We start from the raw sequence: 26,248 nt of genomic DNA on the forward strand, positions 1-26,248 counted from the left end.
TCTGATTCAATAGTGTGTTTTTAGAACTATTAAATTTTATATGCTATTCAGTTAAAGTTTAATATTTGATTGAACTAATTTAATAGAGTCTAATTTAGTCATGTTCATTTAATGTCAATATGGGGGTTGAAGGCGCTCAGTTCGCATCAAATTACTTCCTGAACTGGACACGTGGGGAAACGAAAAGGTAGCTTATCAAGACGCGAACTTGGCTGAGCGAAGTCCAGCCAAGTTACGAAACGGTGGTTATTTGTCTGTCACATCATCGCAGTAGAAAGGACCACTAAACTCTAACAGTGCTTGGGGCATATGTATAGATTCCTCCAGCTGTCCAAACTCATATAGAGAGAAAGTTACATCGGCTTTCATAGACTTCATATATTTTTGTTCCCCTCCAAAAATAATAACGGATGGGAACTCAAGAGGATAGAAATCTGCCAAATCAGATTTGGCTTCCATGACCATTTTGTATTTAATTTTGTTCATTTCAACTTTTAGGTAGCCAGCACAAGAATCATATTCACGCTTGACTGACAGATTCCCAATCGCTGGGTAGAAGATCAGATCATAGTTGTCTGAAATGTAGCGTCCAGCCCAAAGCTCTATATTGGAATTACCGATCTTTGCTCCTGTGAACATGTAGTAGAGATCATCGGACAACCCCATGCTATAGACCATGCCAGCACTCGATTCTTTGTCATACCAGCCTTTATCAACCTGAGTATAACCAGTGCCGAATAAAGAGACATTGCCATCTGAAAAGCTATACTGAACCGGCGTTCCTACCGTGTAGAGAAACCATTTGCCTCCGACACCGGGCAATTCAGGAATTATCCCAAAAGGGGTCTGTCCTGGGTTTAATCCTCGCCAATAATGAGCATGCTCTCCATCCCAACGCATTGAAAAATGAAAGTCATCGTAGGTGACTTCAAGCGAGTCTTGATTGGCGACAACTATCCCTGGAATTTCATAGTGAAAAAGCGCTGCGTCATCAAAACCTTTCAGGATGAGTTCGTCGCGGAAAATATCGTATTTTACGGTTTGGCCGTTGAGTGGGGTAAAAGCAAGATGCACATAGGCTTTGGGCGTTGGTTGGTTAAAATCCGGCGCGATATAGCTCTGGAGACTGATCTTGAAATAACCGACATCCGGCACAGCGATGTTATAGAACCACTGTTCTGCCCAGGTTTTATCTGAGCTTGGCAGGTGTGGTCGAATATCATCTAAGGTAGTGGCAGAAACAGTTGTAGAAAGAGTAAACATCGATACAAGGATAAGTAAAATCGATCTGAGATTCATTATCTGGCTTCCTTTCAATAAATGCTGATGAAACAGTGAAGCTCCATCAGCCATAGGGCGCTAACCCTATGGCCGACAGGGGGAACTAGCGACATATACGGGCGTCGGTGAAGTGAAGTCCGTCCTGACACTGGGTTCCAGACTGGCAGTGTTCATCGGTTTGGCAGTAACACTCGCCACGAACATTACACCCCGGTGTTAAATAGTCTTCCATAGGAATGTCGCCACTCACGCGCTCCCAGAAAGGATTGGTAAACACGTTGTAAGGATCCAACTCTGCTTTTGCTTGCAAGAATTCTGACCACATCGGGAATCGAGAAGGCATGTCCTCAAAAATAGCAACCGAGTTTTTACCCCAATGTGGCCGTGCGTCGTACTTACGCAGTGACAGCTGCTCTATCTCCAAATTCACGAAGTAATTCTTCGGCTCTTTTTTACCTTCTTGGCGTAATGTGTACTCGATCCCAACAAATGCGGTTTCGCGACCAGCACTCATGCCAATATAGCTGTCTGACGCTTTACCAAAGCGGAAGTAAATGCCGTTAAGAGGGAAGCAAGTTCTTGGATGAGCCGCGACAATGTCGCGTACATCACGAATCCAATCAGGTAAACGTTCAATATCAATCGCTACTTCCTGAAGTGCGATAGGCAGCCTGTCCCAAATGCATTTGTTGGGGTCTTTACATTTGAAGTACTGCATTTGATCTGAATAACCAATAGGTTCACTTACTTTCTTGCCGGTATTACTGTCACGAAAGTAGGATTTTGCTCTTGCATTGTAGCGCGCTACAGCGGCTAAACACTGTAGCCCAGTCCCTGGGAATTCGTGAGCAGCATTAAACAACAAGCCAAAAAAGAACTCTTCGGCATCAGACACATCCGCCTGAGCGTTGTACGCTTCTCCTTGTGTTTCCAATGGAACAGGGTTGTAAAGCGTTGTAGTGTAACGGCCTAGGCCCGGGAACCAAGCAATATTGGCTGAGTAGTTGTTACGTGCAATGTCTAGGATCACATCTTCTAGACCAGAATCGTCACGATACCCTGTCACTTCTGCTTTGACTTTAAAGGCTTCTTCAATCGCTAAAGTGACCTCTACTACGACACCTAGTACGCCCAGATTTACGCGAGCAGCATTGAGCAAATCACCGTTCAATACTCGAACGTCTCCCTGACCATCGACGACTTTTAGTTCAGTCACATAGTCGGCTAGCATGTTGCTGGGCTTGTCCAGTGTTGAACCATGAGTACCGCTGCCAAGCATACCGCCGACCGTAAATATGGCTAACTCAGTCACCATGTTAATCGCATAACCTTGTTCTCGAAGGAAGTCGTTTAAGTCGTTAAATCTCATTCCTGCTTCAACAGTGACGCGTTTATTCGCTGAGTCAAAATGAACGATCTTATTCATGGCTTTTAGCGTTAACTGAACTTGGTCATCACCCGCACAAGCTGCATCAATTTGGCTGGCAAACTTGCGATTGCCCGTCATTACCTTCTTATCGCGTATCAATGCATCTTTGATGATAGCTTGGACACCTTCAATGGATTGTGGATCGTAGACCGCTTCAGGGTGGCAAGTATACGTTCCCTGATAATTCGAGATTTCGCGTTCGGGTTCGCTCGTCTGAAGCGCAAAGGCTGTTCCTAATGCAGCCGATATTAAGGTAGCGCCGAGCGCGAGAGTTGTTATTCTCATTAAATATTCCTTATTTAAAAGCATCGTGACATTGAGCTTTATCAGCTCGAAATGGAAATTTTCTATCAGCCAAATCGTGGCAATATTTGTTGTTCGATAACGTCTCGAACGGCACGCCTATGCTGAGAGACTCGACTGCGGAAGAAGTCGCCAACGTTAGCTTTGTATCCATCCAGTGGTCTTGGACCTATATTTGGAACCCAAAGCGCATGATTGGTTGTTGCAAAATTGAGTTGCGGATGACCTAAAATGGCAAGAGGACCTTGAGTGAGGTTTTTCGCATCAAAAATCCAGATTTCTTTGCCATTACCCATTGTGTTGGTTGGTTCCTTACGAACGACTGCGGTAAAAATGTAGCCATCATCTTGAGCGTGGCTACCGGGTCTAGACATAAACTGAGGGGTGCGCATTACACAGTCAGTTGGAAATTGATAGGCATCCGTGACTACCATCTGTTGACAATCCATATGGACAAGTGCGGATGGCTGGTCTTCCTGAGGCAGAGAGTCATTGGTAAATAGGCGGTTAGGGTATTGCGAATACGCGTCAGAAACACGCTCAACAACATGGTCTTTGCGATAACCCACAGCCGCCCAGTAAATATGGTCAAATTGCTCTGGGAATTGGAAATGCCCTCGATAGGCAGGGTCGTTCATATCCCAGAAAAGCTGGTCATTTCGTATTAAGCGGAAATCTCCCGTAATTTCTCGCACTGAATCAGATTGTACCTGGATGCGAGCTCTGACTAGACCACCGACATCCACTGGTGCGGCAGGATAGCCTGCGAGCGAATCACGGACTCTTCCTCCAAAAAGCAATCTATCTCTGCTATATTGCGGCTCAGATTTATCCATTGCTCCAAGGTACTGACCATACAGAGTAATTTCGTCTTCATGATCATCGTAATTACACATAACGTCTGAGGTATCGAAGTTCAGCTCAATGTAATCTGCTACAACAATGTCACGATTTGAAACTAGGTCTTTCTTGCGGATCACCCACACTGGTGTTCGGTGTTGTTGAGCGTAGACTGAACGAATACCAATCATTCGTAACGGCTCTACTTGTGCCGCCGTTTCAAAGATTAGGATGTGATGGCGAGTGACACCCAGTGAATGTGCTGTCGCAGCGATAAACGCAGGCCGCCCGTCTCGTCCAATGATCTCCCACCCTTGAAGAGTGCTTTTCTTATCCCACTTCAGAAGTCGGATGAACCCGTTCTTAGTCCCAGTATTTGAAATATTGCCGCCATAGTTAATGGTAAAACACTCATCTGATTCGAGATCAAAGTATGGATGGCCAGTGGTACGTACCTGAGGAAAAAGCCATTTGTCTGGGGTCAGGGCGTCCATCCATGGTGGCAAACTGCTTCGCCATTCATGGTAATGACCTATGGGTGTAATGAGATCTAATGTCATCGCATCAAACTCATAAGGAACGCCGCCCTCGTAACTTAATGCGAAACGGTTATCACCGAGATAATTGGGCGCCGTATTACAATAATTAACAAACCCCATAGAAGGGCTGTAATACGCCATACCACCAAGTAACTTAAATCTATCAGGCCAGTAGCGAATATGCTGTTGCATGATAGCTGAAGGGGTATCGATCATTTTGCGCATAAATGAGACTTGGCCTGAGGAAAAATCCAAGCGGGTCAGCGCACCACGACCACTCGGGCTAAGATGATCTTGTTCAAGTGGAATGCCCTCTGCAAAGAACACATGGCCCATAATATCATCGGGCAACTGCCCATAGAGCAAGTTGAGATTGCCCGAAGACGCCGTGAAATCAGCTCGCATTATCGATTCTGGGAAGAGTGAATGGTTTACCTCTGGTGAAGCAAACAGCTCTCCTGATACAAGAGTTACTCCTGCTAAACCCTTTAAAAAAGTACGTCTTTCCATAGTATCCATTACTGGGTAATTGATTGCATATATTGAAAAGTAGAATGGATTTATAAAATGTATTTAGGAATCTCGAAAACTATGAATTGTGGCAAAAAAAAGAGATGTAATTGGTTGTGTAATTTACACAGTGAAGCATCAAAAAGGTGCTGAAATAATGTAGCTTTATTTTTACCTCACAAATCGTGACGGCGTCACTTAATAATTGCGTGATTCTCTATTGCCGCAAGATTTTCATCATGAGTCTCGCCATTCATATCATCCTAGCCTATCTTTATTGAGTATTAGAACATTAGAGTTAATGGAATACTGACGCTGTTCTGAGGGGACGAGCCTCGCTTCTCAGACGACAGTGGGATGTAAAACACTAGGCACTCTTAACGCAATTTAAGGTACCCAAGGTATGCATGTGAAGAACCTTTCTATCGGCAAAAAAATCGCTTTGGCGTTTGTCGTTATTGCCGTCATGAATTTAGGGTTTGGCTTTCTAATGTTAAGTGAGCTCAGGAACATCAAAGCTGAGCTCCTTAACTACACCGATGACACGATGCCTGCGGTCGAGAAAGTCGACTCAATTCGAGATCAAATGTCTCTTTGGCGACGAGCGCAGTTCGCCGCTTTCGCAATGAATGATGCGACGAAAATTCAATCGACGATATCCAAGAATGAAAACATTCGTCAGAAGATTAATGAAGGGCTAAACGCGTACGGCAAGACCGTCTGGCCTGGCGAAGAACAACAAACGTTTGATCGCCTCGATAAAAAGTGGCAAGGATATTTAGCAACAATGGACTCGTTCAATGAGGCTATGTTGGATATGGACAAGGACACGGCGTATCCCGTTTTGGCCAACTCACTCGGTGAGTTTGAAGGCATCGAAGCAGATATAAACAGTTTGGTCGACATCCTCAAAGGCGCAATGAACAACAACCGTGAAGCTATTCTATCGTCAGTTGATGGGTTAAGCCGTTCCGCTATGATCATTAATGCGTTGATCATCGCTGTGATGATTCTCATGACTGTCTTTTTGACGCGACTGATCTGCGGACCTTTGGTGGTAGTTGTCAAACAAGCCAATGCCATTGCGGAAGGGGACTTGTCCAGAACGCTCGATCGATCAGCCATTGGTAACGACGAGTTAGGTGAATTAGCTGACGCTTCAACCAGAATGCAACATAATCTCAAAGATTTAATCAATCAGAGCGTCACCGTTGTTCGTGAACTCGGGCGTGCTGTCGACGAAATGACACACACCTCGAACAAATCCGCGCAAGAAATGCAGGACCAACAATCACAGGTTACCCATGTCGCCACAGCAATGAGTGAGATGAAGTCATCCGTTGCCGATGTTGCGCACACCACGGAAGTCTCTGCTGAAAAGGCCAACGATGCCAATGGCAAAGTACAAGAAGGGGCTCGCAACACCCAAGTCATGGTGGGCTCTATTGAAAATGTCGCCAAAATCATGAGCGAAGCAGGAGAAAACGTCGCAGAGCTTGAACAGCAGTCGAATCAAGTCAATACGATCGTTGATGTGATTCGCGATATTGCGGATCAAACCAATTTACTCGCACTTAACGCGGCTATTGAGGCCGCTCGAGCAGGGGAGTCCGGACGAGGCTTTGCTGTTGTTGCGGATGAAGTACGTACGCTTGCTGGGCGGACACAGGATTCAACAAGTGAAATCACTGCCATTATAGAAAAACTTCAGGCTATCGCGAGCCAAGCGAAAGAAACGACAGACCGTTCTCGCAAGCAAATCGAAACGTGTGTTGAGCAAGGAAATCAGTCTCAAGCGCTCATGACTACGATTCTTAGCTTCATCACAGAAATTGCCGATATGGGTACCCAGATCGCCAGTGCCTGTAACCAACAGGACAGTGTAGCGGAGGAGCTCAGCTCGAACATCGAGAATATTAACATGTCGGCGCAATCCGTATCAGCGGGTTCCGAGAGTACCGCTCAAGGGTGCCAGGAACTCAGCCGTTTGTCCGCTTCGCTCCAGCAAGCAATGGGTAAATTTAAACTGGACTAGTGACCTAGACCAATGCCGTGTGGAAGAGGGAGGTTTTATGGTTTTTCGCACAACACTGATTTCAATAGCCGTCGCATCAGTATTAAATCCAGCGATTTCCATCGCTGCTCCTTTAGCACTGCCTGATGTACCGCCAGTAATCAATCAAGTGCAGCAATCAAACGCTTGGCTGGAAATAAGTTTAGGCCAGTTAAAACAAAATATGGCGCAGTTCCGTTCAAACCTCAGTCGCGAAACCAAACTTTGTGTCGTAATGAAGGCGGATGCTTACGGGAATGGTATACGCGGTTTAATGCCGACGATACTGGAGTTCAATGTGCCTTGTATTGCCATCGCGAGCAATGCTGAAGCGAGGACGGTTCGTGGTAGTGGCTTTGAAGGCCAGTTGATTCGTGTTCGTTCAGCGGATATCGAGGAAATAAAGCAAGCAATGGATCTTGATGTTGAAGAATTGATCGGAAGCATAGAACAAGTTAAGCAGATCAAAGCGTTAAATGCAGACAAAACGATCAAAGTTCACTTAGCCCTGAACGATGGAGGCATGTCTCGAAACGGGATTGATATGAACAGCGCAAAGGGCAAGCAAGAGGCATTAGCCATTGCGAATGACCAAGGTGTCGACATTGTCGGGATCATGACTCATTTTCCAAACTATGATGCTGATGAGGTTAGAAGGAAACTAGCGAACTTCAACCAAAGCTCTGCGTGGTTATTTGAAAACTCCAACTTAAAAAGAGACGATGTTCTGCTTCATGTGTCCAACTCATACACAGCATTGAACGTGCCTGAGGCACAGCTAGATATGGTCAGACCCGGCGGCGTTTTGTATGGCGATCTTCCGACCAATCCCGAATATCCTTCAATCGTGAGTTTTAAGACTCGGGTGGCTTCCTTACACAAGGTACCGGCAAACTCTACCGTAGGCTACGACAGCAGTTACGTCACAAAACGTGACAGTGTATTGGCCAACCTACCGGTTGGATACTCAGATGGATACCCCAGAAAAATGGGGAATAGAGCGCATGTCATCGTCAACGGGCAACGTGCACCGGTGGTTGGAAAAACGTCCATGAACACCACTATGATTGATGTGACTGATATCAAAGGCGTACTTACCGGACAAGAAGTAACACTGTTCGGTCATCAATCTAATGCGAACATAACGGTAGCGGAAATGGAGACACATGCTGAGTTGATATTCCCAGAACTCTACACCGTTTGGGGCGCAACCAATCCAAGACTTTATATACCTTAGTGCGGTGTTAGGCCTTTGGACAAAGCTTAACCTAATAAAAGTTAGGTTAATCTTTGATTAAACTAAATGTTTATTAGGTATTTTATGGTAAATAGCATTATGTTTAATGACTAAGCCAATAGAGAGTCGAAGAAAGCACTTGTGCAAGAGTGCTTTCTATTTGCAGTTTGTCATTTAACATAATATACATAATGCGCACTTAGCTAACGCTTCTGTAGGGATGCCAATCCACATAGCCAAACCCATGCAAGCCATTGATATTCATTTCAACCGAATAATTGATCTGTGTGTCAATCAACTTTATTTCAATTTCTCAATAAGTTAACATTGATTCATGAAATGAATTTGTCATTACTCATGCAAAAAACAAATCGACAAATGATACAAATGTTAGTTGCAAACAATCAATTGGGGTTTTATGAAAAACAAATTTTTAGGGCTTATCTTAGTTTTGTCTTCATCAGCTTTTGCCGGTGACAGAGTAACATCAAGTTGGTTTACACCTACTCAAGTTGGTGCAGATCACAACGGGCCAGTATTCATCATTGCTCCTACGGGAGTTGCAGATGAGTGTCCTGGTAATATAATTCAGTCCTACAAAATTGTACCAGATGGTGCAAACGAAGATGGTTACAAATCTTTTACCTCAATCGCTTTGACAGCCCAAACTGCAGGTAAACAGGTACAAGTTGAGTACGATAACGGGCCTGGGTGCTACGCTTATCGAATCATTATGAGATAAAAGCTCACACACTGTTTAGATTTCTTCTCAATTATTGCGCTTGATAGTGCATATCAAGCGTACTCCTCAAGTCTCAACTAAAACTACCCTAGTTGGAGCAACCCGCGATCAACAACTGTAAAAAGTTCTGATCGATATTCGAACATAAAATCGCAGCATCTTTAGTCTCCGCGCTTAGACTGTTTATCACTGTTGCTAGTAATCTTGCGTAGGAGCGTCTAAGTCAGTTTTTCAAGCTATAGCGCTCATCATTATTATACTAGCTATGTCCTAGGTTACATACCAATTGCCACTGTCATACTTTTGAACAGCAATCTTTTTTAATCCTCCGAATACTTTTTTATAAAACTTTTCTACTACAATTTTGGGATAAAGATAACGAAAGTAATATTTGGCTAGGAAATTGAGTATGAAAGTCACCGACAAGTCTCTTGTTGAGCAACAAAAGATATCTGAAACCTCATTGAAGCAACGCCTTTCTCTTTTTCGACTGACGGATTCTGACCTTCAAGAAATAAGGAGTCTGAAGACAATGATTAACCGTGAGATAGATGGTTTAGTTGATACTTTTTACTATCACCAAACTCAGATACCCGAAGTTGAGTCGTTGATTGGTGATGCTGGAACATTGCAACGATTAATGATGGCCCAAAGAAAATACGTGATGGATCTATTCTCTAAGGAGATAAATCTTGACTACGTCGAACATAGATTACGGATAGGCTTGGTCCACAAACGAATCGGTGTCGACCCCCAACTCTACCTTTCTGCAGTGAATTATCTAAAAGAAACTATCTTTTTTACTATTTGCAAAAATATCGACGACAAGCAAAATGCTGATAGGTTGTGTACAATAATCAATCGTCTAATGGACTTTGATGTATCCTATGTGTTTGATACTTATATTCGAAGCATGATGCATGAGATTGAATTCGAAAAGAATAAGTACTTTGATTACGTTGGTGACCTAGAAAGCTTAGTCGCACGGCGTACTCAAAGCTTAGAGGATATGGTACGCCTTGATCCTCTAACCAACCTTTACAACAAGCGAGCATTTGAAGAATTGGTTGAGCCAGTATTTCGAGAAGCCAAAACGAGAAATGATCCACTGACCGTTGTATATATTGATGTCGATGATTTCAAAAAATTCAATGATACCTATGGTCATGAAGACGGTGATAGTGTTCTGATTGCAGTAGCCGATAGTATTCGTGGAATATCTCGTAGCGTTGATCTTTGTTTTCGCATGGGCGGTGATGAGTTCGCGATCATAATGCCAAGATGTGGGGAAAAAGATGCCAATTTCACTTATGTACCTCGACTCTGGAAGCAATTACACTCCATTAGAAACGACATCTCTCTAAGTATAGGTATGTGTCAAACTGGTCCAAATGACTACATCTCCATTAACTCTGCCTTGTCTAAGGCCGACAAAGATATGTATCTAGATAAACGACAGGATAAAAACAAAGAGAATAAAAGACTGGTGGCCGTAAGAGCGAATAAGTCGACAGGAAAATAGCATGAGCCAGCCGACAAGCTCGTGTTACTCTGGTTGTTGTTCGTTAGCCCCCATTCCACTGTTAGTTATTGGTGCAAGTGCGATAATTCTCAGAAGTACAATGCGTCATCGGTGTATACATTACTGCGTCTACGGATTGATTATTGACCAGTTTATAGAGGGTTAAGATAGCTTGTTTACCCATCTCATAAGGGTTTTGGCCCACGTTTCCGTGGGCGAGATTGTCCTTTAGATAGACCAATTGTTCCTGCGCTGTATCGGCGGTAATGATGATGATTTCTCGGTCCATCATGGCCTGCTTGTGAGGAGTGACGACGTCTTTGTATCTATCCAGGTATTGGCTCCATCCCCCTACTGCCACGATGGCGTTAATTTCACGTTCTTGGTATGAGTTAAGGACATTGTTGAGATCGGCTAAGGCTCGTTCAAATTGGCCGAAATTGTACAGAGGGTCACTAAATTCAGTCCAACCGTTTGCTCCCTTCAAGCGCTCGCCGGGCGGTTTTACATACTCTTGACCAGACAACGCTGAACGAACCCCCATTATCCTCAGATTTAAATTTGGAGAGTCTGGTCTGCCACTTTGAATGATCAGAGTCCCCCCATTGGGAAGCATTGATTTAAGCTGCTCACCCAGTGCTTTGCCTAAATCAAAATCGTTAGTGCCAATATAAGCCGCTCTTAACGTGGGATTACGTTCCAATACTTCTTGTGAAAAATCCGCATCATACGTAATAATGGGAACCCCCATCTGTTGTGCTTTTTTTATACTCCGCTGGAGCATATATTCTGATTGAGGAACGGCAATAGCGATACCATCTATCCCCTCATCCAAAAGAGCAGAAATGATTTTGTCCTGCTTACGCACATCAACATTTTTGGGGCCTCGATAAACACACTCTACCTGATTCAACCCTTTAGCTGCGGCCATACACCCTTCTTTGCTTGCCTCAAAAAAAGGGTTGTTCTCTTCTTTCGGAACCACTGCAAATCGAAGCTGTTTTGACTCAGATACGCTGAGAGTACTGAATAGCACGCTGAGAATAGTCACATTTTTTATAAACCCAATCATGTTGGCCCGTTCCTTTGAATGACTAAAAATTTTACCTGTCACTTAAAACTTAGCTCAAAAAGTAAAATTTGGGAGCTTTGTTCCATGTCATCCATCTCAGCATCAGCAATGTAAATCTATGTAAGCATGACTTTTTGATATTCAATTATTTTGATAAAGTTCACTATTATAACATTCGAGTATGCATGACCCATCACAATGTGAGCAGAGCAAATGCAAACATTTTGGCTACATCTAAAAAACGGATTTATCTCAAATGAACACTATGAACCTGCCAGACAGTAAAGCAATAGCTTGTGAAGATCATTTAATCATCTGGTTTTGGGAGATCAATATGCAAAAGAAAGGCATAGAGCATAAAAAAATCATGGCTGAGCTTAAAAAGCTCGGTGATTTATTAGTGAAACTTAGACAACAAAAACCTCATTTTTTACTGCCAAGTTCACGGCTAGAGTTAGTCAAGGACATCATGCAGCATACGTTGTTAATGGGAGATAAATTCTATCAAAAGCATGAGTACTTTGTTTCTGAAATACAACAGCTTATCGACACTCACTACAAAAATCAGTTGTTCGTTGAGTACGTTTAAACCAACAATCGCCGTGTGATGCCCGCCCTACTTGCCCTTACTTTCTCGTTTAATCACTGCACCAATCATTTTGAGTTATTTGCATGGTCAGTTTTTCGGCCAAAATAATACTCAGCAAAGGTGGCTGACTTATTCGAACACCACTGAACCGAGGCCAAAGCAACGGTATTTAAATGATTGCAGTGAACAACAACCAAGCGGTTTACGCTCCGTGCTGTTTACTGACTCTCAACCTTATCAATATTGTTTAAAGAACATGACTCAGTACCCACAGGTGAAGTTACGACTATTTTCTGAAAACCGACAACTAAATTATGCTGAACTGTACCGCTCTTGTAAGTTAGGATGTCTGCACTATTAATCCCTTTGGCTTTGACGTCTTTTTTTCCCTCAGCGGAAGTGCAAACCATTGTGCAACCTCCCATTTTGCATGTGATATGGGTGATAAATTCAATGTTTGGATTGTTCGCAGCCCATGTTGGAAATACTGCGGCTACTAGCAAGATGCCAAGATACGGTTTCTTCATTTAGGGTCCTAGTTAAAATTCTCTGCTCTTCGATTTCCATCTTTCAACAGACTTTATAAAACGTTGGCCAGCGATGTCACAAGTAAAACACACTCTTTGATCAATGATATTTATCTTGATGTTGTGAAAAGACATCCTCTCTCAACTCTTCAATGGCTTGCCATATTTTTTGTGCCAGTTCAGGATTAGTTTCAACAAATTTATGGCTTAAGACTAAATAGTAATCTTTGGTTACGATGGCTGGCTGAACTTGCTTTACATCACTGATCTTCTGCTTGCTCAAGAACTGTTTTGCCATCGTATCTTGGACTGCAATTGCCGACAAGCGCTTTAACTGCAACATATTAAACAACTGCGCTGTTGTTTTTACTTCAAATACTTTTAGTTGCTTTTTCTTTAATTCTCTAACGATCGAAAAACCCAAATGCGCACCAACCTTTTGGTCTGGATCCGCTAAACTTTCTCCGTCCCAATTAAACATATGATCTTGGAGTGTATAGAAGTAGTATCCGATAGTAGCAATACGTTTGCTAACGTCGGGCTTGTCTCCGTTCATAGGATAGTGAGCATATTGTGCACGCTGGGTATTGTAGGAAAAAATAAAACCACCATCGACGTCTCCATTGCTTATGTCTTGTAGAACCCGTTTCCCTGGTAAACGAACATATTTTACATCCAGCTCTAACTGTTCTGCGACACGATTGATAACATCCAATGCTATCCCGGGAGGATCAGCGACTTCTGTGCCATTTCCCATCTGAAACGGATAAGATTCAACATCTGAGTAAGCCAACTTGAGAGTGGTTGTCGCCATTACCTGAAGTGACAATAAACCCATCACGAGTATGGCTGTCAGGTTGCAAACAAGATAATTCATAGACACTTTACCTTTCAAGCAAGACTAAACAAAGCATAGAGTCTAATCGCATGATTGTCTGATCATTTACGACAATCGCAGACTTTATTATTTTGACGAGAGTATTCGTAATAAAGCGTTACCCGTCTGACTAGGCTTTCACCGTACGCATGGGCTGCTTCAAGTGTGAACAAATAGAAAGCAATACCACTATCACCCGTTACTTATTTAAAATATGTCGCTTACTGACAATGGTTCTTATCAGTAACTGGGAGCTGGTTGGCTGTAGACCTCTGAAACTCCACCATACTTCCAAAGTGAGTTGGCGACGTGATTCATTCAGAATTGCAATGTAACGTTTAGACAAAAAAAAGGCTCAACGCTGAGCCAATAAGCTTTCATAGAAAGAGATCGTAAGGCGTCTTCTGGATATACCCGTCGGACGCAATCACCATAGCTATATCGATGTAGTCAATGAAAGCACTGTTCATTGCCAATGTGAACTCACCCAAAGTAAAACTGCTTTATGAACATTGTTCCCAAAAAAGATGAGAACCAACCTAAACTTTGAAATTTCGCTACAAAATCAGTTTGCAAACCATTGCATCATCGGCTAACTAATCAAAATTAACTTGTCGCACAATTGGAACCCTGCGCCCGTTTCTATCCGGAATCACTTGCAGCATGACGCGCCGGCAAACGAATATATAGGAAAGAAAGGCCGTACTATGATGTGATACAAATCAAGGCTCAATATCCACCGCTAAAATAAAAAGAACCGGCTCACGAGGAGCCGGCCTGCTTACCCGAAACAGCAAACGTAAGGCACTTGGATTATCTCCCAAGGCCCGCTTACAGTAACAAATTCATTTTTTTATGAAAGCCATCACAATACATCTCTGTGAAGCTCGTCCAGCAAAAAGATTGTTTTATAGACATTTGACTACATATATGAGCAAGAGTGATTATTTATATAGAAATAATCATTATGTATTTGTTATTAATCATAATTAAAATTTTTTAAATAAATCCATATATCCATTAAATTCAATTGCTTAAATCAAATATCTTCAATAACTCGACAAAAATTAAAATTTAGCACATGTATGACCAGTTATTGACGTAACACATCATAATTTGGAAGCCAATCGCTAAAGTTTTTTATCGATTGGACAAATAGTAGTAATAACCTACCCGAGCAATGCGCCGGTGCGAATCCCGTGCCACATGACGTTACTAAAGAGGTTAATCTTATGTTGCATTTTTATCAGGTGCATATCTGGAATGATCGCATTACTGTTAATACTAGGTTCACCAACCGTTACATAGTGAGGTCAAGATGAAAGTACTAATTCAATATACTCAAACTGGCAAATACCGTGATCAAGCATGGGAAGCATATACATTGAAAGCTAAAGGTGATGTACATGCTGTTACTCCTTCCTACGCTGCACAACTAATCAAACAAAACAAAGCCAACTTATTTACTACGGACAACGCTGATATTGTTATCGAGTCTTGATAAAAAAGAAGCTCTCAGCATTAGTGCAGAGGGCTTCAGACCTAAACAAACATATACCTTTCATTTACTCATGCGCCCAAATTGATGATGTCTTCTATCACCCAAACCACATTCAGGAGGCAATGTAGTAGCGCTATTACTCGAATCTGCCCAAGTAATCGTCTATACCGACTCATCTTGGGTTATATAGTGTATATGTAGTAATTTTTTAGTTATAGTGCATTGAAATACGTACTTGAAGCTCAGGAACTTAATTCTATGCGGCCAGGATGGCTGTTGCGAATTGCTTTTAATGCATCCGGTGGCATTTGCACGTTTGCAAACCAAAAAGGCTTATGCTTGTCAACAAATACGTGACTGCGTTCAAGAGCATCATATATTGAGTAAGCCTGGGCTTGCGCTAGTGCGACACCATAAGGGCTTCTATCCAACATTGGTGTCTCTTCCAGATCTTCTAACAGAGCATTCTTTAAATGTACGTTGGTTGGTGACCAATCTATGAATTCGACCACTTTACGAGTGAGTGACTTTTCCAGACTAATAATGACTTCAGGAAGAATACTCATTGTTGGCTTAATTTCTGCGCACGCGTAATACTCCTCGCGACGATTTTTATCCCGATAAAACTGCATTCGCTCAAACAATGCATCTTCGAACATCATTGGAAAATTGTTAACGATGGCAAACTGACTAATTGTGCGTAAAATCCCGATGGCCACCCCCTGCTCTGGCGATTTGACTTCAGCCTCCTGCAGGCGTAATCGAGTTACGTTGGCAGTCAATATCATATGCTGCCAGAGTTTGGGAGCAATAAGCTTGGTCGAAGGTTCATCCCAACGAAGCAAAGGCTTAACCATGAGAATTGGAAATAGAATACGGCTGTTGTCAATGCCTAGTAGCCCTATCGCCATCTTAGTATCAGTGAAACTTCTGATAGTTTTGCCAAGACGAGCACAAAATTTGGGGTTCCTGCATAGCTCGAAAAGATTATTCTTTAGTTGATTATCGTTCACAGCTAACACATCAAGTTTGCTGTAGCTAACCGAAGGCGAATATGCAGTGCTTAAAAAATAGGAAAAATCTGGAAAACGTCCAAACAGTTTCAAAACTTCCAATTCAGAGAGTCGCTCCATCATGCTCTTCATGGCTGATTTCGAAACATCTTCAATGACGTTTTCATGCACCTTTTGTCTTTCTTCAGCCGCTTGGCGTCGCTCCTTAACTTTGCGTTTCTCGCACTTGAGTAACAAACGCTGGTTTGCCATGACTCGTTCTTTTTCGTTAAGGATTACCGTGTCGCAAAACTCGCTCTGACGGCTAAGTACAGAATCTACATCAGACTGGTCAAGAACATACTTTAAGCTTACCAACCATTTGGCATAACGTTCTCTCGTTGATAATGCAATGTCGCTCGCAAGCTGGTTAGCCTCTTGATTGTATTTTTTGTTGGTGAGTAACAAGTGTGAAAGCTCAGCATTGGGTCATAAAAATAATAATAGCACAATATTTCGGCCCACTTACGAGAGGTGTGAAAACAGACAATCACTATAGAAACCACTGTTTTAAAAACAAAATAGCTAGTGGCTAACTAGGGCTTATCTCAGTTTGGATGACTTTAATGTGCTTTCTTTTTACCTTTAGAACGAAAGCCTTGATGTGGAAAAACATTTCTTATTCGCTGCTGTACTTTCTTAGGAACATTTTTCGAAAAAACCAACTTGGAGCCAGCACGTTGTTGATAGACTTTGAGCTCGCCATCAAAGGGGGCACGCTCTGCAATATCGAGCACATTGTGTCGAAAAGTAGGTGGAAAATGCCCCTTCTCTTTGATGATATGTCCTGATTTAAACTGAACATGCAACGCTGGCCTATCAACCAACACTAGCCAGAATACAACAATGGTAGCGACTAAAATCACATAAAGCATATCGGCTCCTTAGTCGAGTAACTTACTCAAATCTTCTTTAAGACTATTGACCGCTTTGCTCGCCTTTTCACTGCGCGACGCTTCAGATAGCAAATATTCAATGGCATCAGACAATGTACAGCCCAATTCGTTAGCACGAGTAGACAGTTTTTCCCAAACTCGATAATCCAAATCGATTGATTTTTTCTTGGTATGAATTTGCTCCGCGTTAAAATGGCGCTTACGCTTTGCACGGATAGCTTGTTTGAGCTTGTTGTCCAGCTCAGGTGACATATGACGCTCTATCCACTCTAGTACTTTTGTCGGTTCGTGCTCTAAATGGCGTAGCTCATTCACCGCAACCTCTGCTTCACTCGTATCAACATGTCGGGTGATCGCCTCTCCATTCCTCCATTTACTGATGAGATACGTCCACTTCCAACCACATTCTAAATTTTCAAGTTGTTGATATTTCATTTTAAACAGTTCTCGTTTTGTTTGGGTGACAGTGTAACTCAATGATACTATAGTTACAATCTTTATTGTAGAAAAATCGACCAAGATCATCACATTAAATTCGCTATGTCATACTTAACCGTTTTTCTATATAATTTCTGACCTTTTCAAGTACATGAATACTGTAAATGAACCAAGAAAGCTGGCGTGCAGTCACTCCACAATACACAAACTATGACGATATAATATCGAGATTTGAACGCCTACCCAATGTGGGGTTTCTCGACGTTCAGCCTCGACTCAAGCAAGCCTTATCAACCTTCGCGGCTATTAAAGGTTTCGCCAGAATTCTCGTCATAAACTCGCCAGATAACGCTTTCTATCGTTCCCAAATTAAGCATAGTTTATCTTTCTTTTCTGGCAGTCACGTAGTTGCTACAGAAAGTATTAGCGTAAACGAGCTCATTGGTAGCTACTCTTGCAACGAATCAGGTGACATTACCGCTCAAAAAGCTGGATTGTTGGCGAAAGCAGATGGTGGTTTTCTGATTGTTTCTGCCAATATGCTACTCGCGAATCCAAGCAGCTGGCCAGTATTCAAATCGGTTTTTTTAGGCCAAGAGATTACTCCAGTCAATACAACACCACGTAATATTACTTGTAGTGTTCCTAGCCTAACCTATGACGTTAAACTCGTTGTTGTTGGCGACAGAGACCAAATCGCTGACCTCGAATATATGGATAGTGAACTCTATACAGGTTTAGCGTCTTACACTGAGATTGAACACGACATCACTTTAAGTGAACAATCGTTAGAACTATATTTAGGCTACTTATCATCTCTTCTGAAAGAACACAGCTTACCGACTCTCTCTCGTGGAGCTATCCACAGACTAATGGTAGCAGGAGCTAGATACACTGAAGATCAGCGCTATATGCCGATTGAACCGCTATGGCACTTAGCTATTTTTCAGGAAGCTTGTCTTTATGCTGATGAACGCATTATTGATGAAGGCGCATTAGACAAAGCATTAGACGCAAAGTATCAACGCGAATCTTATCTCCCCGAGCGCGCATTGTCAGATATCTTAGATGGGCAGGTAATCATTGAAACCCAAGGTGAATGTGTCGGCCAAGTCAACGGTTTAACCGTCATTGATGTGTCTGGACACCCACTTTCCTATGGTGAACCGGCCCGTATTTCATGTGTCATTCATTTTGGTGATGGCGATATTTCCGATGTAGAACGAAAAGCTGAACTGGGCGGTAATTTGCATGCTAAAGGTATGATGATCATGCAAGCATTTGTTTCAAGCGCTCTACAACTGGATGAACCACTGCCATATTCGGCCTCAGTCGTATTTGAACAGTCTTATTGTGAAGTTGATGGTGACAGTGCGACACTCGCTGAATTATGTTCTTTTGTGAGTGCCCTATCTGAGTATCCAATTGACCAACAAATCGCAGTGACTGGTGCCGTTGATCAATTTGGTCGAGTTCAAGCAGTTGGAGGTCTTAATGAAAAAATTGAAGGTTTCTATCGTGTTTGTAAACATCAAGGCTTAACAGGTAAACAAGGCGTCATCCTCCCTAAAACGAATTTAAAACACCTAGCTCTTCATAAAGATGTAGTAGAAAGTATCAAAAATAATGAATTTCATATCTGGTCAGTGGAAACGGTTGATGAAGCAATTCCTATCATCATGGGTAAACCTTTCCGTGGCGATGATGAAACGAGTGTGATCAAGAAGATTGCGGAGCGAATTGAAAACTTTGAAAAACATGAACTTCCTCAAGGATTTGTGGAACGCATCAAAAACTGGTTCTCTTAGGGCAAAGATTGGTCACATTTAGACTGATCGGAGTTGTTTAGCGTACACGTGTTCACTAACATGCTGCTATCAAAATTTGGAGTAATTGATAATGCAAAACAAACGTGATTCTTATAACCGCGAAGACCTACTTGCCTCAAGTCAAGGCGAGCTATTTGGCCCAGGCTATCCTCAGCTTCCAGCGCCAAATATGCTGATGATGGACCGCGTGACTAAGATGTCTGAAACTGAAGGTGATTTCGGTAAAGGTCTGATTCTAGCAGAACTCGATATTACTCCAGATCTATGGTTCTTTGATTGCCACTTCCCTGGAGATCCAGTAATGCCTGGTTGTTTAGGCCTTGATGCAATGTGGCAGCTAGTCGGCTTCTTCCTTGGCTGGGTTGGCGGCAAAGGTAAAGGGCGTGCTCTTGGTGTTGGCGAAGTGAAGTTCACAGGTCAAATTCTACCTACAGCTAAGAAAGTAACATATGAGATTCATATGAAGCGTGTTGTAAATCGAAAACTTGTTATGGGCCTAGCTGACGGTCGTGTACTTGTTGATGGCAAAGAGATCTACGTAGCGAAAGATCTTAAAGTTGGTTTGTTCCAAGACACCTCTGCTTTTTAATTTGAAAACTTTTTGAAAGCGACTCCCTAGAGTCGCTTTTTTAGTAACAAAATTTTTAGTTATAGTGCGTTAAATAATTAAACAAAAGCCCCAGTTGTTGGGGCTTTATATGTTCCTTATGTCGTATTGAGTCTTTTATTTGTAGAGACCAGAGTGTTTGTCTTCCCTGGCATCGCGCCAACCACCGAGCCAATAAGATCGAGCATCCATCTGTTGGTAAGGACATGAGTCCGTTGAGCGGCCATTTAAGCCTGCTTTGTAGCCTTGAGACTGGGCTCTTTCTAAGCGGTCACGCTTTTGTCTCTTCATAGTGTCGTCCTCATACATAAAGTTTTTCTAACGTACTACTATTAACTTTGTGTGGAGTTTTTATGACTCCACTGTTAAGAATCGATCAAAAAACGCCCTTTCTCAAGGTATAAAAAAGCACAGATCCAAAAGTGTGAACCTGTGCCCTAGATTAAAATTCAACCTATTTTCTGCGGAACCCTAACAAGCCAAGCAGAGTCAGAGCAAAGAAGCCCAATGAACCACCTTGACGATCAACTTTGTCTTCTTGAGTTACAGGACGAGCTTGGATATCAGACGTCGTAGCACCGTTAATAGGGACAAGTTTCACTGCGACGATCTTTTCTGAACCAGTAATACCACCGTTACATTTTGAATCAATCGCAGTGGTATCATACCCACCAGAACAATACAAAGCAGTACCTGATATGACACCAGCATCATTTATATCTGTGGCATCGATAATGCGGAACTGATTGTTAGTCGATGACGTACTGCCATCATTTGTCAGGTCATCGAGATACCAAGCTCTATTATTAAGAGGTGCTTTGGCATTAGAGGTTAGCGGTGCAATAAATGCCCTTTGAGATCTTGGTTTACCGCCGCCACTTTCATGGTGTGTTTGATTATCTACAGCCCCAACGACCTCATCATTGTTATTGATAGCGCCCGCTTTACCACTAGCTCCAGAAAAGAATATGTCACCTGAGAACTCTTTGTAGCTGCCATTGGGATTTGCAGGATCTGTGATGTAAAACAGACTGTTAGCATAAGCACCATTTAAAGGTGTAGAGTACTTCACTTCACCTATTGCGATACCATTGGTGTTTACTGAGGTCAAAATAGAGCTAAGGTAGTTGCTTTGATTCTGGAACCGGCTAACAAAGCTGGTTGGTATACTGCTTAAGTTAGTCAAATTAAAAACAGCGGCAACGGGCTTTTCATCAGAATCAGAGTTGTAGCCTACCGCATATGTGGTACCTGATACATCAGCCAGATCACGTGCACTACCTTGCGGCATACTGCGTCCATCTACGCCTACGTTTGAAACCCAATTTATACGATTTAAAGTACTACCGTTCCAAACAGCTCCATAAGAATAATAGTCGTTTGTATTGGTGGACTGCTTAGTCACACTGCCAACATAGAGAGCGCCAGACTTAGCCCATACTTTGCTTTGATCATAACCAGTTGAATCTAATGAAGTGTCTGAATAAGCGACGGTACGGTTTTTCAAGCTTCCACCATAATAAGTACCAACCGCATCTCCACTGCCAGTCGCAAAACTGTTAACAATGACATTGTTTTGGGTGCTTTGAACTTGAGAAGAAGCGTTCTCAATATATGCATAGGAGTTGTTTACAGCAGAACTTTCTCGAGCATAGCCGTTGGTATATTGATCAGTAGCCCAATCATCGCATAGTGTGCTGTTGTAACCTAAGTACTTGCTGCAATAGCTCTTAAAACCGTCATACCCCTCTTCCAACAAATCATAACCAAACTCGTAGCGAAACGGAGCTTCATCACGATAGTTAAAACCTTCGTAATACAACTTCTCTTCATACGCAACTTTCGATGTCGACTGATCACAGTTGTTTCCCCAACAATTGGTTGATTCAGGTTCCACCGCTACACCATATGTTTTAGCGTTACTGTCAACCACTGGTTGGTAATCATAAACGTTGTATATTGCAGCATTTGCTCCAAAAGAAGTCACAACGGCAAATGTTATGGACGACAGTTTAAACATATTACTACTCATTATTCGTTAACTTTCCTGTTGCATTGCTTCGAGCTCTTCCCAGCGTACGAAGGCAATTTCAAGCTCCTGCTCTGCAGCAGTTAGCTTATCTAATACGGGTTGCGTTTGCTCGACGGGTTTTGAAAAGAAATCGGCGCTGTTGACCTGCTTTTGTAAGCTCTCAATGTCTGCTTCTAACTCTTCAAGTTTGACTGGCAATGCTTCTAACTCTCGCTGCAGTTTATAAGATAACTTCTTAGGCTTGTTCTTTACTGCCGCGGTTTTGGGAGTTTCCTCAACCTGTTTAATACTTTTTGTTGGTTTTTCAGACGCGCGAGCCTTCTGAGTTTGAATACGTTGTTGCTGCGCATCGTGATAACCACCAACAAATTCCTCAATAACGCCTTCACCTTCAAAAATCCAGCTTGTCGTTACTGTGTTATCGACAAACTGACGATCATGACTGACAAGTAAAAGCGTACCCTGATAATTGGCAAGCAAATCTTCTAAAAGTTCCAAAGTTTCGATATCTAAATCGTTGGTTGGTTCATCTAGCACCAACAAGTTGTTTGGCCTTAGGAATATTCTTGCCAGCAATAAACGGTTTTTCTCGCCTCCGGAGAGTGCTTTAACCGGAGTACGAGCACGTTTAGGCGCAAATAAGAAATCTTGCAGATAGCTCAACGCATGGCGCGGACGACCACCAACCATGACTTCTTGTTTACCATCAGCTAGGTTATCAATCACCGACTTTTCAGGATCTAGTACTTCACGGTACTGGTCAAAATAAGCCACCTCTAGCTTAGTGCCACAGTGGAGCTCACCGGACTCAGGCTGAAGTTCATCCAGTAACAGCTTAAGCAGCGTACTCTTACCACAGCCGTTTGGTCCAATCAGGGCGATGCGGTCACCGCGCATGATATTGAAAGAGAAATCCTTAACGATCGACTTGCCATCAATGTCGTAGTTGATGTTCTTTGCTTCAAACACGATCTTGCCTGAGCGTGACGCATCATCAATCTGGATATTTGCTTTGCCCTGCACTTCACGGCGATCACTTCGCTCTTCACGTAGCTTTTTAAGCGCACGTACGCGCCCTTCGTTACGGGTACGTCGAGCCTTGATACCTTGACGAATCCACACTTCTTCTTGAGCGAGCTTTTTATCGAATTCTGCATTTTGCATTTCTTCGACCCTGAGCATCTCTTCTTTATCGACTAGGTAGTTGTCATAGTTACCTGGGAAAGAAGCCAGTTTGCCGCGATCAAGGTCGACAATACGTGTCGCCATCGATTTGATGAACGCACGGTCGTGAGAGATAAAGATAATCGAGCCACGGAAGTCTTTGAGGAAGCTCTCTAACCATTCAATCGTTGTGACATCAAGATGGTTAGTTGGCTCATCAAGTAATAATACGTCTGGATCGCGAACCAATGCTCTCGCAAGCGCTGCTTTGCGCTGCCAACCTCCAGAAAGGTCAGTCAGTTTGGTGTGGCCATCGAGCTTAAGCGCAGCGAGCACGTTCTTGATACGGTCTTCAAAGCGCCACGCACCAGAGTGTTCTAGGTTCTCTTGAATACGTGCAAGCTTATTGATGTTCTGCTCTGATGGGTCAACCGCAATCAGATCGAGCTGATCTTGATAGATCTTAATCTGCTCGCCGATTTCTGCTAGCCCACCAGCAACATAATCGAACACAGTACCTTCTTGGTTTCTTGGTGGGTCTTGCTCTAGGCGTGAAACGACAACATCTTGGGTAACTGTTAGCTTTCCATCATCGAGTGCCACCTCACCGGCAAGCACTTTCATTAACGTCGATTTACCCGCACCGTTTCTACCAACCAAACAAACGCGTTCATTCTCTTGCAATGCGAAATCTGCGTTATCTAGAAGAGGATGATCACCATAGGCCAGTAATCCATTATTTATTGTAAGTAATGCCATTTTCGTCTAACCAAAGCTGTAATTGTTGTAAATCAAACGGCCAATTAAGCTCGCTACCTTGATAATTGAGCACCGGAATGGTGACACCGTAACGAGAAAACAATTCATCGTCGAAAGCAATTTCGACAATCTCGACCTGATGAGAAATATTGAGCTGTTTTGTAAGGTCAAATGCCATCTCACATAGATGGCACCCTTCTGTACTGTATAAAGTGATCACGTGTGACCTACTATTCCTTGTGAGTCAAAACCCAGCAGTTATGAATGTGTTTATTGCGCGAAAAATCCATTGGTAAAGTTTGGTGTGAAATATTTTTTGCAACTAAGCCAAGTTCATCCAAACCCTCTATATCCATCTTAAAGTGACGCTTATTGTTTGAGAACACAATCGTACCGCCATTGCGAAGCAAACGCTTAAGGTTCTTCATTAACTGAATATGATCTCGCTGTACATCAAAGCTTTGTTCCATACGCTTAGAGTTGGAGAACGTTGGCGGATCGATAAAGATAAGATCAAATTGTGCCGTTGAGCGCTCAAGCCACTGTAGACAATCAGCTTGCTCGAATCTATGCTGACGGCCAACTTGGCCATTCAGTTTCATGTTTTCTTTTGCCCACTCTAGATAGGTATTCGACATATCAACGGTTGTTGTTGATTTAGCACCACCACAAGCGGCATGCACCGTGCCAGATCCGGTGTAAGCAAACAGATTTAAAAAGTCTTTACCTTGAGCCATTTCACCGAGTTTACGACGTGTAATCTTATGGTCTAAGAACAAGCCTGTGTCTAAGTAGTCATGCAGGTTTACTTTAAGCTGCACACCATACTCATGCACATTGAGTGTTTCAGACTCTTGAGACAGCTTTTGGTACTGTGAACGACCTTTCTGCTTCTCACGGACTTTAAGTACAACTTTATTAGCTTCCGTACCCGTTACTTGAATGGCTGCGCGAATGATATCTGTCAGACGGCGCTTAGCCTTTTCCTCTGGGATATTCTTTGGTGCCGCGTATTCTTGAATCACAAGGTGATCGAGGTAAACATCGATAGCGACATTGTATTCCGGTAAGTCTGCATCATAGATTCGGTAGCAATCGAGCTTCTCTTTACGCGCCCATTTACCAATTTTGGCAATGTTCTTCTTCAAGCGGTTAGAAAAATCAGGTGCAATCAGAGACTCTGTGACATTGTCACCTTTATTCTCTACCGGACGGTCACTAATAGAATAATTCTTCTGGTGACACGGTAACGCACCATTATTCAGTTTGAACTGTTTGTCTGCACGCATGCGCAAACAGCTTAGAAGCTCATCAGAGCTAGAGAAAATAGACGCTTGGCAACCACCGAACTCAGTCTTCAGCTGAGCACCAAATGCCGTGTACAGAGCAATCAAGCCAGGATGAGTACCTAAACGCTCACCATATGGTGGGTTTGAAACAATAACGCCCACTTCAAACTCTTTAGGGCGCTTAACTTGCGCAGCATCACCAAGGTTAAATTCAATCAGAGAGTCAACACCTGCTCGGCGCGCGTTGTCTTTTGCGGTTTTAAGCACTCGCGCGTCGTTATCAAAGCCGAAAAACTTGGTGTCAAGTTTCTTGACGCCCCTTCTCGCCTGTACTGCGGCTTCTGATTTAATCTCAGCCCAAAGCTCAGGTTCAAAGTCTTCTAGAGACTCAAAGCCCCATTTCTCACGGTTTACGCCAGGAGCCATGTTCGCCGCCATCATGGCCGCTTCAATCAAGAGCGTACCGGAACCACACATAGGGTCTAACAGCGGCTTATCAGCACTCCAGCCACTACGCTGTATAATAGCAGCCGCTAGTGTTTCTCGAAGTGGCGCACGGCCAGATTCTGGGCGATAGCCACGTTGATGAAGGCCGCCACCCACCATATCCACACCAAGAATCGCTTTATCACGATGTAGACGCACATGGATACGAAGATCGGCACGATCTTTACTGATCGAAGGTCTTGGAAGGTTCTTTTTCTCGAAACTATCCACTACAGCATCTTTCACTTTCATTGCACCGTACTGGCTATTGCGGATTTCACGGTTAGTACCATTGAAATCAACAACAAACATCTTCGAACTATGGAATTGATTGACCCAATTCACTGAAGACGTTGCTAGATAGAGATCCATATCATCGTTACAAGTGAACTCAGATAGTACACGGACGAAACGCGACGCTAAACGGCTCCATAAGCAACAACGATAAATTTGCTCATTTGATGCTTTAAAGCGTACCCCTGCTTGAACAGGTTTGGCATTCGCGATCCCTAGCTTAGTTAACTCTTCAACCAACAAGTTTTCCAAACCGTTGGACGTAACCGCAAGATATTGATGCATAGTGTTCTTAAATTCTTGATAAATGACCCTTCATTATACCTGCCTCACATCAATTACGTTAGTTCAATCCACCTTTATCTTTCCCTCAATACACT

At 42.9% G+C, this 26,248-nt stretch carries 23 protein-coding genes; 8 read left to right on the top strand and 15 right to left on the bottom strand.

Going from position 1 to position 26,248, the window contains the following annotated elements:
- Positions 1-246: 246 nt before the first annotated feature.
- From OH455_RS11180 to OH455_RS11190, 3 genes are all read right to left on the bottom strand, one after another.
- Positions 247-1,299 carry a hypothetical protein gene (locus tag OH455_RS11180; RefSeq protein ID WP_287226078.1) on the bottom strand — a complete coding sequence of 351 codons (1,053 nt, stop codon included), beginning with the start codon at positions 1,297-1,299 and terminating at the stop codon, positions 247-249.
- A gap of 85 nt (positions 1,300-1,384) precedes the next feature.
- A complete protein-coding gene (locus OH455_RS11185; protein ID WP_269981426.1) occupies positions 1,385-2,995 on the bottom strand; it encodes a D-arabinono-1,4-lactone oxidase in 1,611 nt (536 codons plus the stop codon).
- Between the two features lie 65 nt (positions 2,996-3,060).
- Positions 3,061-4,902, bottom strand: a complete 1,842-nt coding sequence (locus tag OH455_RS11190; RefSeq protein ID WP_269981427.1) for a carotenoid oxygenase family protein — start codon at positions 4,900-4,902, stop codon at positions 3,061-3,063.
- A gap of 403 nt (positions 4,903-5,305) precedes the next feature.
- On the opposite strand from OH455_RS11190, the gene OH455_RS11195 reads away from it, so the two are divergent.
- Together OH455_RS11195 and alr are read left to right on the top strand one after the other, a co-directional pair.
- Entirely contained in the window at positions 5,306-6,937 is a 1,632-nt protein-coding gene (locus OH455_RS11195; RefSeq protein ID WP_269981428.1) for a methyl-accepting chemotaxis protein, read from the top strand.
- 37 nt (positions 6,938-6,974) lie between these two features.
- Entirely contained in the window at positions 6,975-8,192 is a 1,218-nt protein-coding gene (gene alr / locus OH455_RS11200; RefSeq protein WP_269981429.1) for an alanine racemase, read from the top strand.
- A gap of 174 nt (positions 8,193-8,366) precedes the next feature.
- Here alr and OH455_RS23415 read toward each other — a convergent pair whose 3' ends face one another.
- Positions 8,367-8,447 (bottom strand): DUF3693 domain-containing protein, encoded by an 81-nt coding sequence (locus OH455_RS23415; RefSeq protein WP_269981542.1) that lies wholly within the window; start codon positions 8,445-8,447, stop codon positions 8,367-8,369.
- A 163-nt stretch (positions 8,448-8,610) separates the two neighbouring features.
- Between OH455_RS23415 and OH455_RS11210 the strand changes: the two genes are divergently transcribed.
- Both OH455_RS11210 and OH455_RS11215 read left to right on the top strand, forming a co-directional pair.
- Positions 8,611-8,934 carry a hypothetical protein gene (locus OH455_RS11210; protein WP_269981430.1) on the top strand — a complete coding sequence of 108 codons (324 nt, stop codon included), beginning with the start codon at positions 8,611-8,613 and terminating at the stop codon, positions 8,932-8,934.
- A 409-nt stretch (positions 8,935-9,343) separates the two neighbouring features.
- Positions 9,344-10,456, top strand: coding sequence for a diguanylate cyclase domain-containing protein (locus tag OH455_RS11215; RefSeq protein ID WP_269981431.1), 1,113 nt, complete (start codon positions 9,344-9,346; stop codon positions 10,454-10,456).
- 61 nt (positions 10,457-10,517) lie between these two features.
- Here OH455_RS11215 and OH455_RS11220 read toward each other — a convergent pair whose 3' ends face one another.
- A complete protein-coding gene (locus OH455_RS11220) occupies positions 10,518-11,528 on the bottom strand; it encodes a substrate-binding domain-containing protein (RefSeq protein WP_269981432.1) in 1,011 nt (336 codons plus the stop codon).
- A 256-nt stretch (positions 11,529-11,784) separates the two neighbouring features.
- On the opposite strand from OH455_RS11220, the gene OH455_RS11225 reads away from it, so the two are divergent.
- Positions 11,785-12,117, top strand: coding sequence for a hypothetical protein (locus OH455_RS11225; RefSeq protein ID WP_269981433.1), 333 nt, complete (start codon positions 11,785-11,787; stop codon positions 12,115-12,117).
- A gap of 218 nt (positions 12,118-12,335) precedes the next feature.
- Here the strand turns inward: OH455_RS11225 and OH455_RS11230 are convergent, their stop codons facing one another.
- Together OH455_RS11230 and OH455_RS11235 are read right to left on the bottom strand one after the other, a co-directional pair.
- The gene (locus OH455_RS11230; protein WP_269981434.1) at positions 12,336-12,644 is read right to left on the bottom strand and encodes a hypothetical protein; all 309 of its coding nucleotides are present in this window, start codon (positions 12,642-12,644) and stop codon (positions 12,336-12,338) included.
- Between the two features lie 100 nt (positions 12,645-12,744).
- Positions 12,745-13,521 (bottom strand): substrate-binding periplasmic protein, encoded by a 777-nt coding sequence (locus OH455_RS11235; RefSeq protein WP_269981435.1) that lies wholly within the window; start codon positions 13,519-13,521, stop codon positions 12,745-12,747.
- A 1,318-nt stretch (positions 13,522-14,839) separates the two neighbouring features.
- Between OH455_RS11235 and OH455_RS11240 the strand changes: the two genes are divergently transcribed.
- Entirely contained in the window at positions 14,840-15,022 is a 183-nt protein-coding gene (locus tag OH455_RS11240; protein WP_269981436.1) for a hypothetical protein, read from the top strand.
- Between the two features lie 242 nt (positions 15,023-15,264).
- On the opposite strand, the gene OH455_RS11245 is transcribed toward OH455_RS11240, so the two are convergent.
- The 3 genes from OH455_RS11245 to matP all read right to left on the bottom strand — a co-directional run bounded on the left by OH455_RS11245 (position 15,265) and on the right by matP (position 17,405).
- A complete protein-coding gene (locus OH455_RS11245) occupies positions 15,265-16,482 on the bottom strand; it encodes an HDOD domain-containing protein (protein WP_269981437.1) in 1,218 nt (405 codons plus the stop codon).
- Between the two features lie 155 nt (positions 16,483-16,637).
- Positions 16,638-16,949 (bottom strand): DUF3634 family protein, encoded by a 312-nt coding sequence (locus OH455_RS11250; protein ID WP_269981438.1) that lies wholly within the window; start codon positions 16,947-16,949, stop codon positions 16,638-16,640.
- Positions 16,950-16,958: 9 nt separating this feature from the next.
- Positions 16,959-17,405: a macrodomain Ter protein MatP gene (matP, locus tag OH455_RS11255; protein ID WP_269981439.1), complete on the bottom strand. Its 447-nt coding sequence runs from the start codon at positions 17,403-17,405 to the stop codon at positions 16,959-16,961.
- 167 nt (positions 17,406-17,572) lie between these two features.
- Between matP and OH455_RS11260 the strand changes: the two genes are divergently transcribed.
- Both OH455_RS11260 and fabA read left to right on the top strand, forming a co-directional pair.
- Positions 17,573-19,216: a Lon protease family protein gene (locus OH455_RS11260; protein WP_269981440.1), complete on the top strand. Its 1,644-nt coding sequence runs from the start codon at positions 17,573-17,575 to the stop codon at positions 19,214-19,216.
- A 91-nt stretch (positions 19,217-19,307) separates the two neighbouring features.
- Entirely contained in the window at positions 19,308-19,826 is a 519-nt protein-coding gene (gene fabA, locus OH455_RS11265) for a bifunctional 3-hydroxydecanoyl-ACP dehydratase/trans-2-decenoyl-ACP isomerase (protein ID WP_004743352.1), read from the top strand.
- Between the two features lie 135 nt (positions 19,827-19,961).
- Here the strand turns inward: fabA and rmf are convergent, their stop codons facing one another.
- From rmf to rlmKL, 5 genes are all read right to left on the bottom strand, one after another.
- Positions 19,962-20,135 carry a ribosome modulation factor gene (rmf, locus tag OH455_RS11270; protein WP_006962151.1) on the bottom strand — a complete coding sequence of 58 codons (174 nt, stop codon included), beginning with the start codon at positions 20,133-20,135 and terminating at the stop codon, positions 19,962-19,964.
- 163 nt (positions 20,136-20,298) lie between these two features.
- Positions 20,299-21,864 (bottom strand): DUF3466 family protein, encoded by a 1,566-nt coding sequence (locus OH455_RS11275; protein WP_269981441.1) that lies wholly within the window; start codon positions 21,862-21,864, stop codon positions 20,299-20,301.
- 18 nt (positions 21,865-21,882) lie between these two features.
- Positions 21,883-23,799 carry an ABC transporter ATP-binding protein gene (locus tag OH455_RS11280; protein WP_269981442.1) on the bottom strand — a complete coding sequence of 639 codons (1,917 nt, stop codon included), beginning with the start codon at positions 23,797-23,799 and terminating at the stop codon, positions 21,883-21,885.
- On the bottom strand, positions 23,777-24,019 hold the full coding sequence (locus tag OH455_RS11285; protein ID WP_269981443.1) for a glutaredoxin family protein: 243 nt from the start codon (positions 24,017-24,019) through the stop codon (positions 23,777-23,779). The genes OH455_RS11280 and OH455_RS11285 overlap by 23 nt, the downstream gene beginning before the upstream one ends.
- A 10-nt stretch (positions 24,020-24,029) precedes the next feature.
- Positions 24,030-26,153, bottom strand: a complete 2,124-nt coding sequence (gene rlmKL, locus OH455_RS11290) for a bifunctional 23S rRNA (guanine(2069)-N(7))-methyltransferase RlmK/23S rRNA (guanine(2445)-N(2))-methyltransferase RlmL (protein WP_269981444.1) — start codon at positions 26,151-26,153, stop codon at positions 24,030-24,032.
- Positions 26,154-26,248: the final 95 nt, after the last annotated feature.

The organism is Vibrio sp. T11.5 (assembly GCF_027587155.1).
GTDB lineage: Bacteria > Pseudomonadota > Gammaproteobacteria > Enterobacterales > Vibrionaceae > Vibrio > Vibrio neptunius.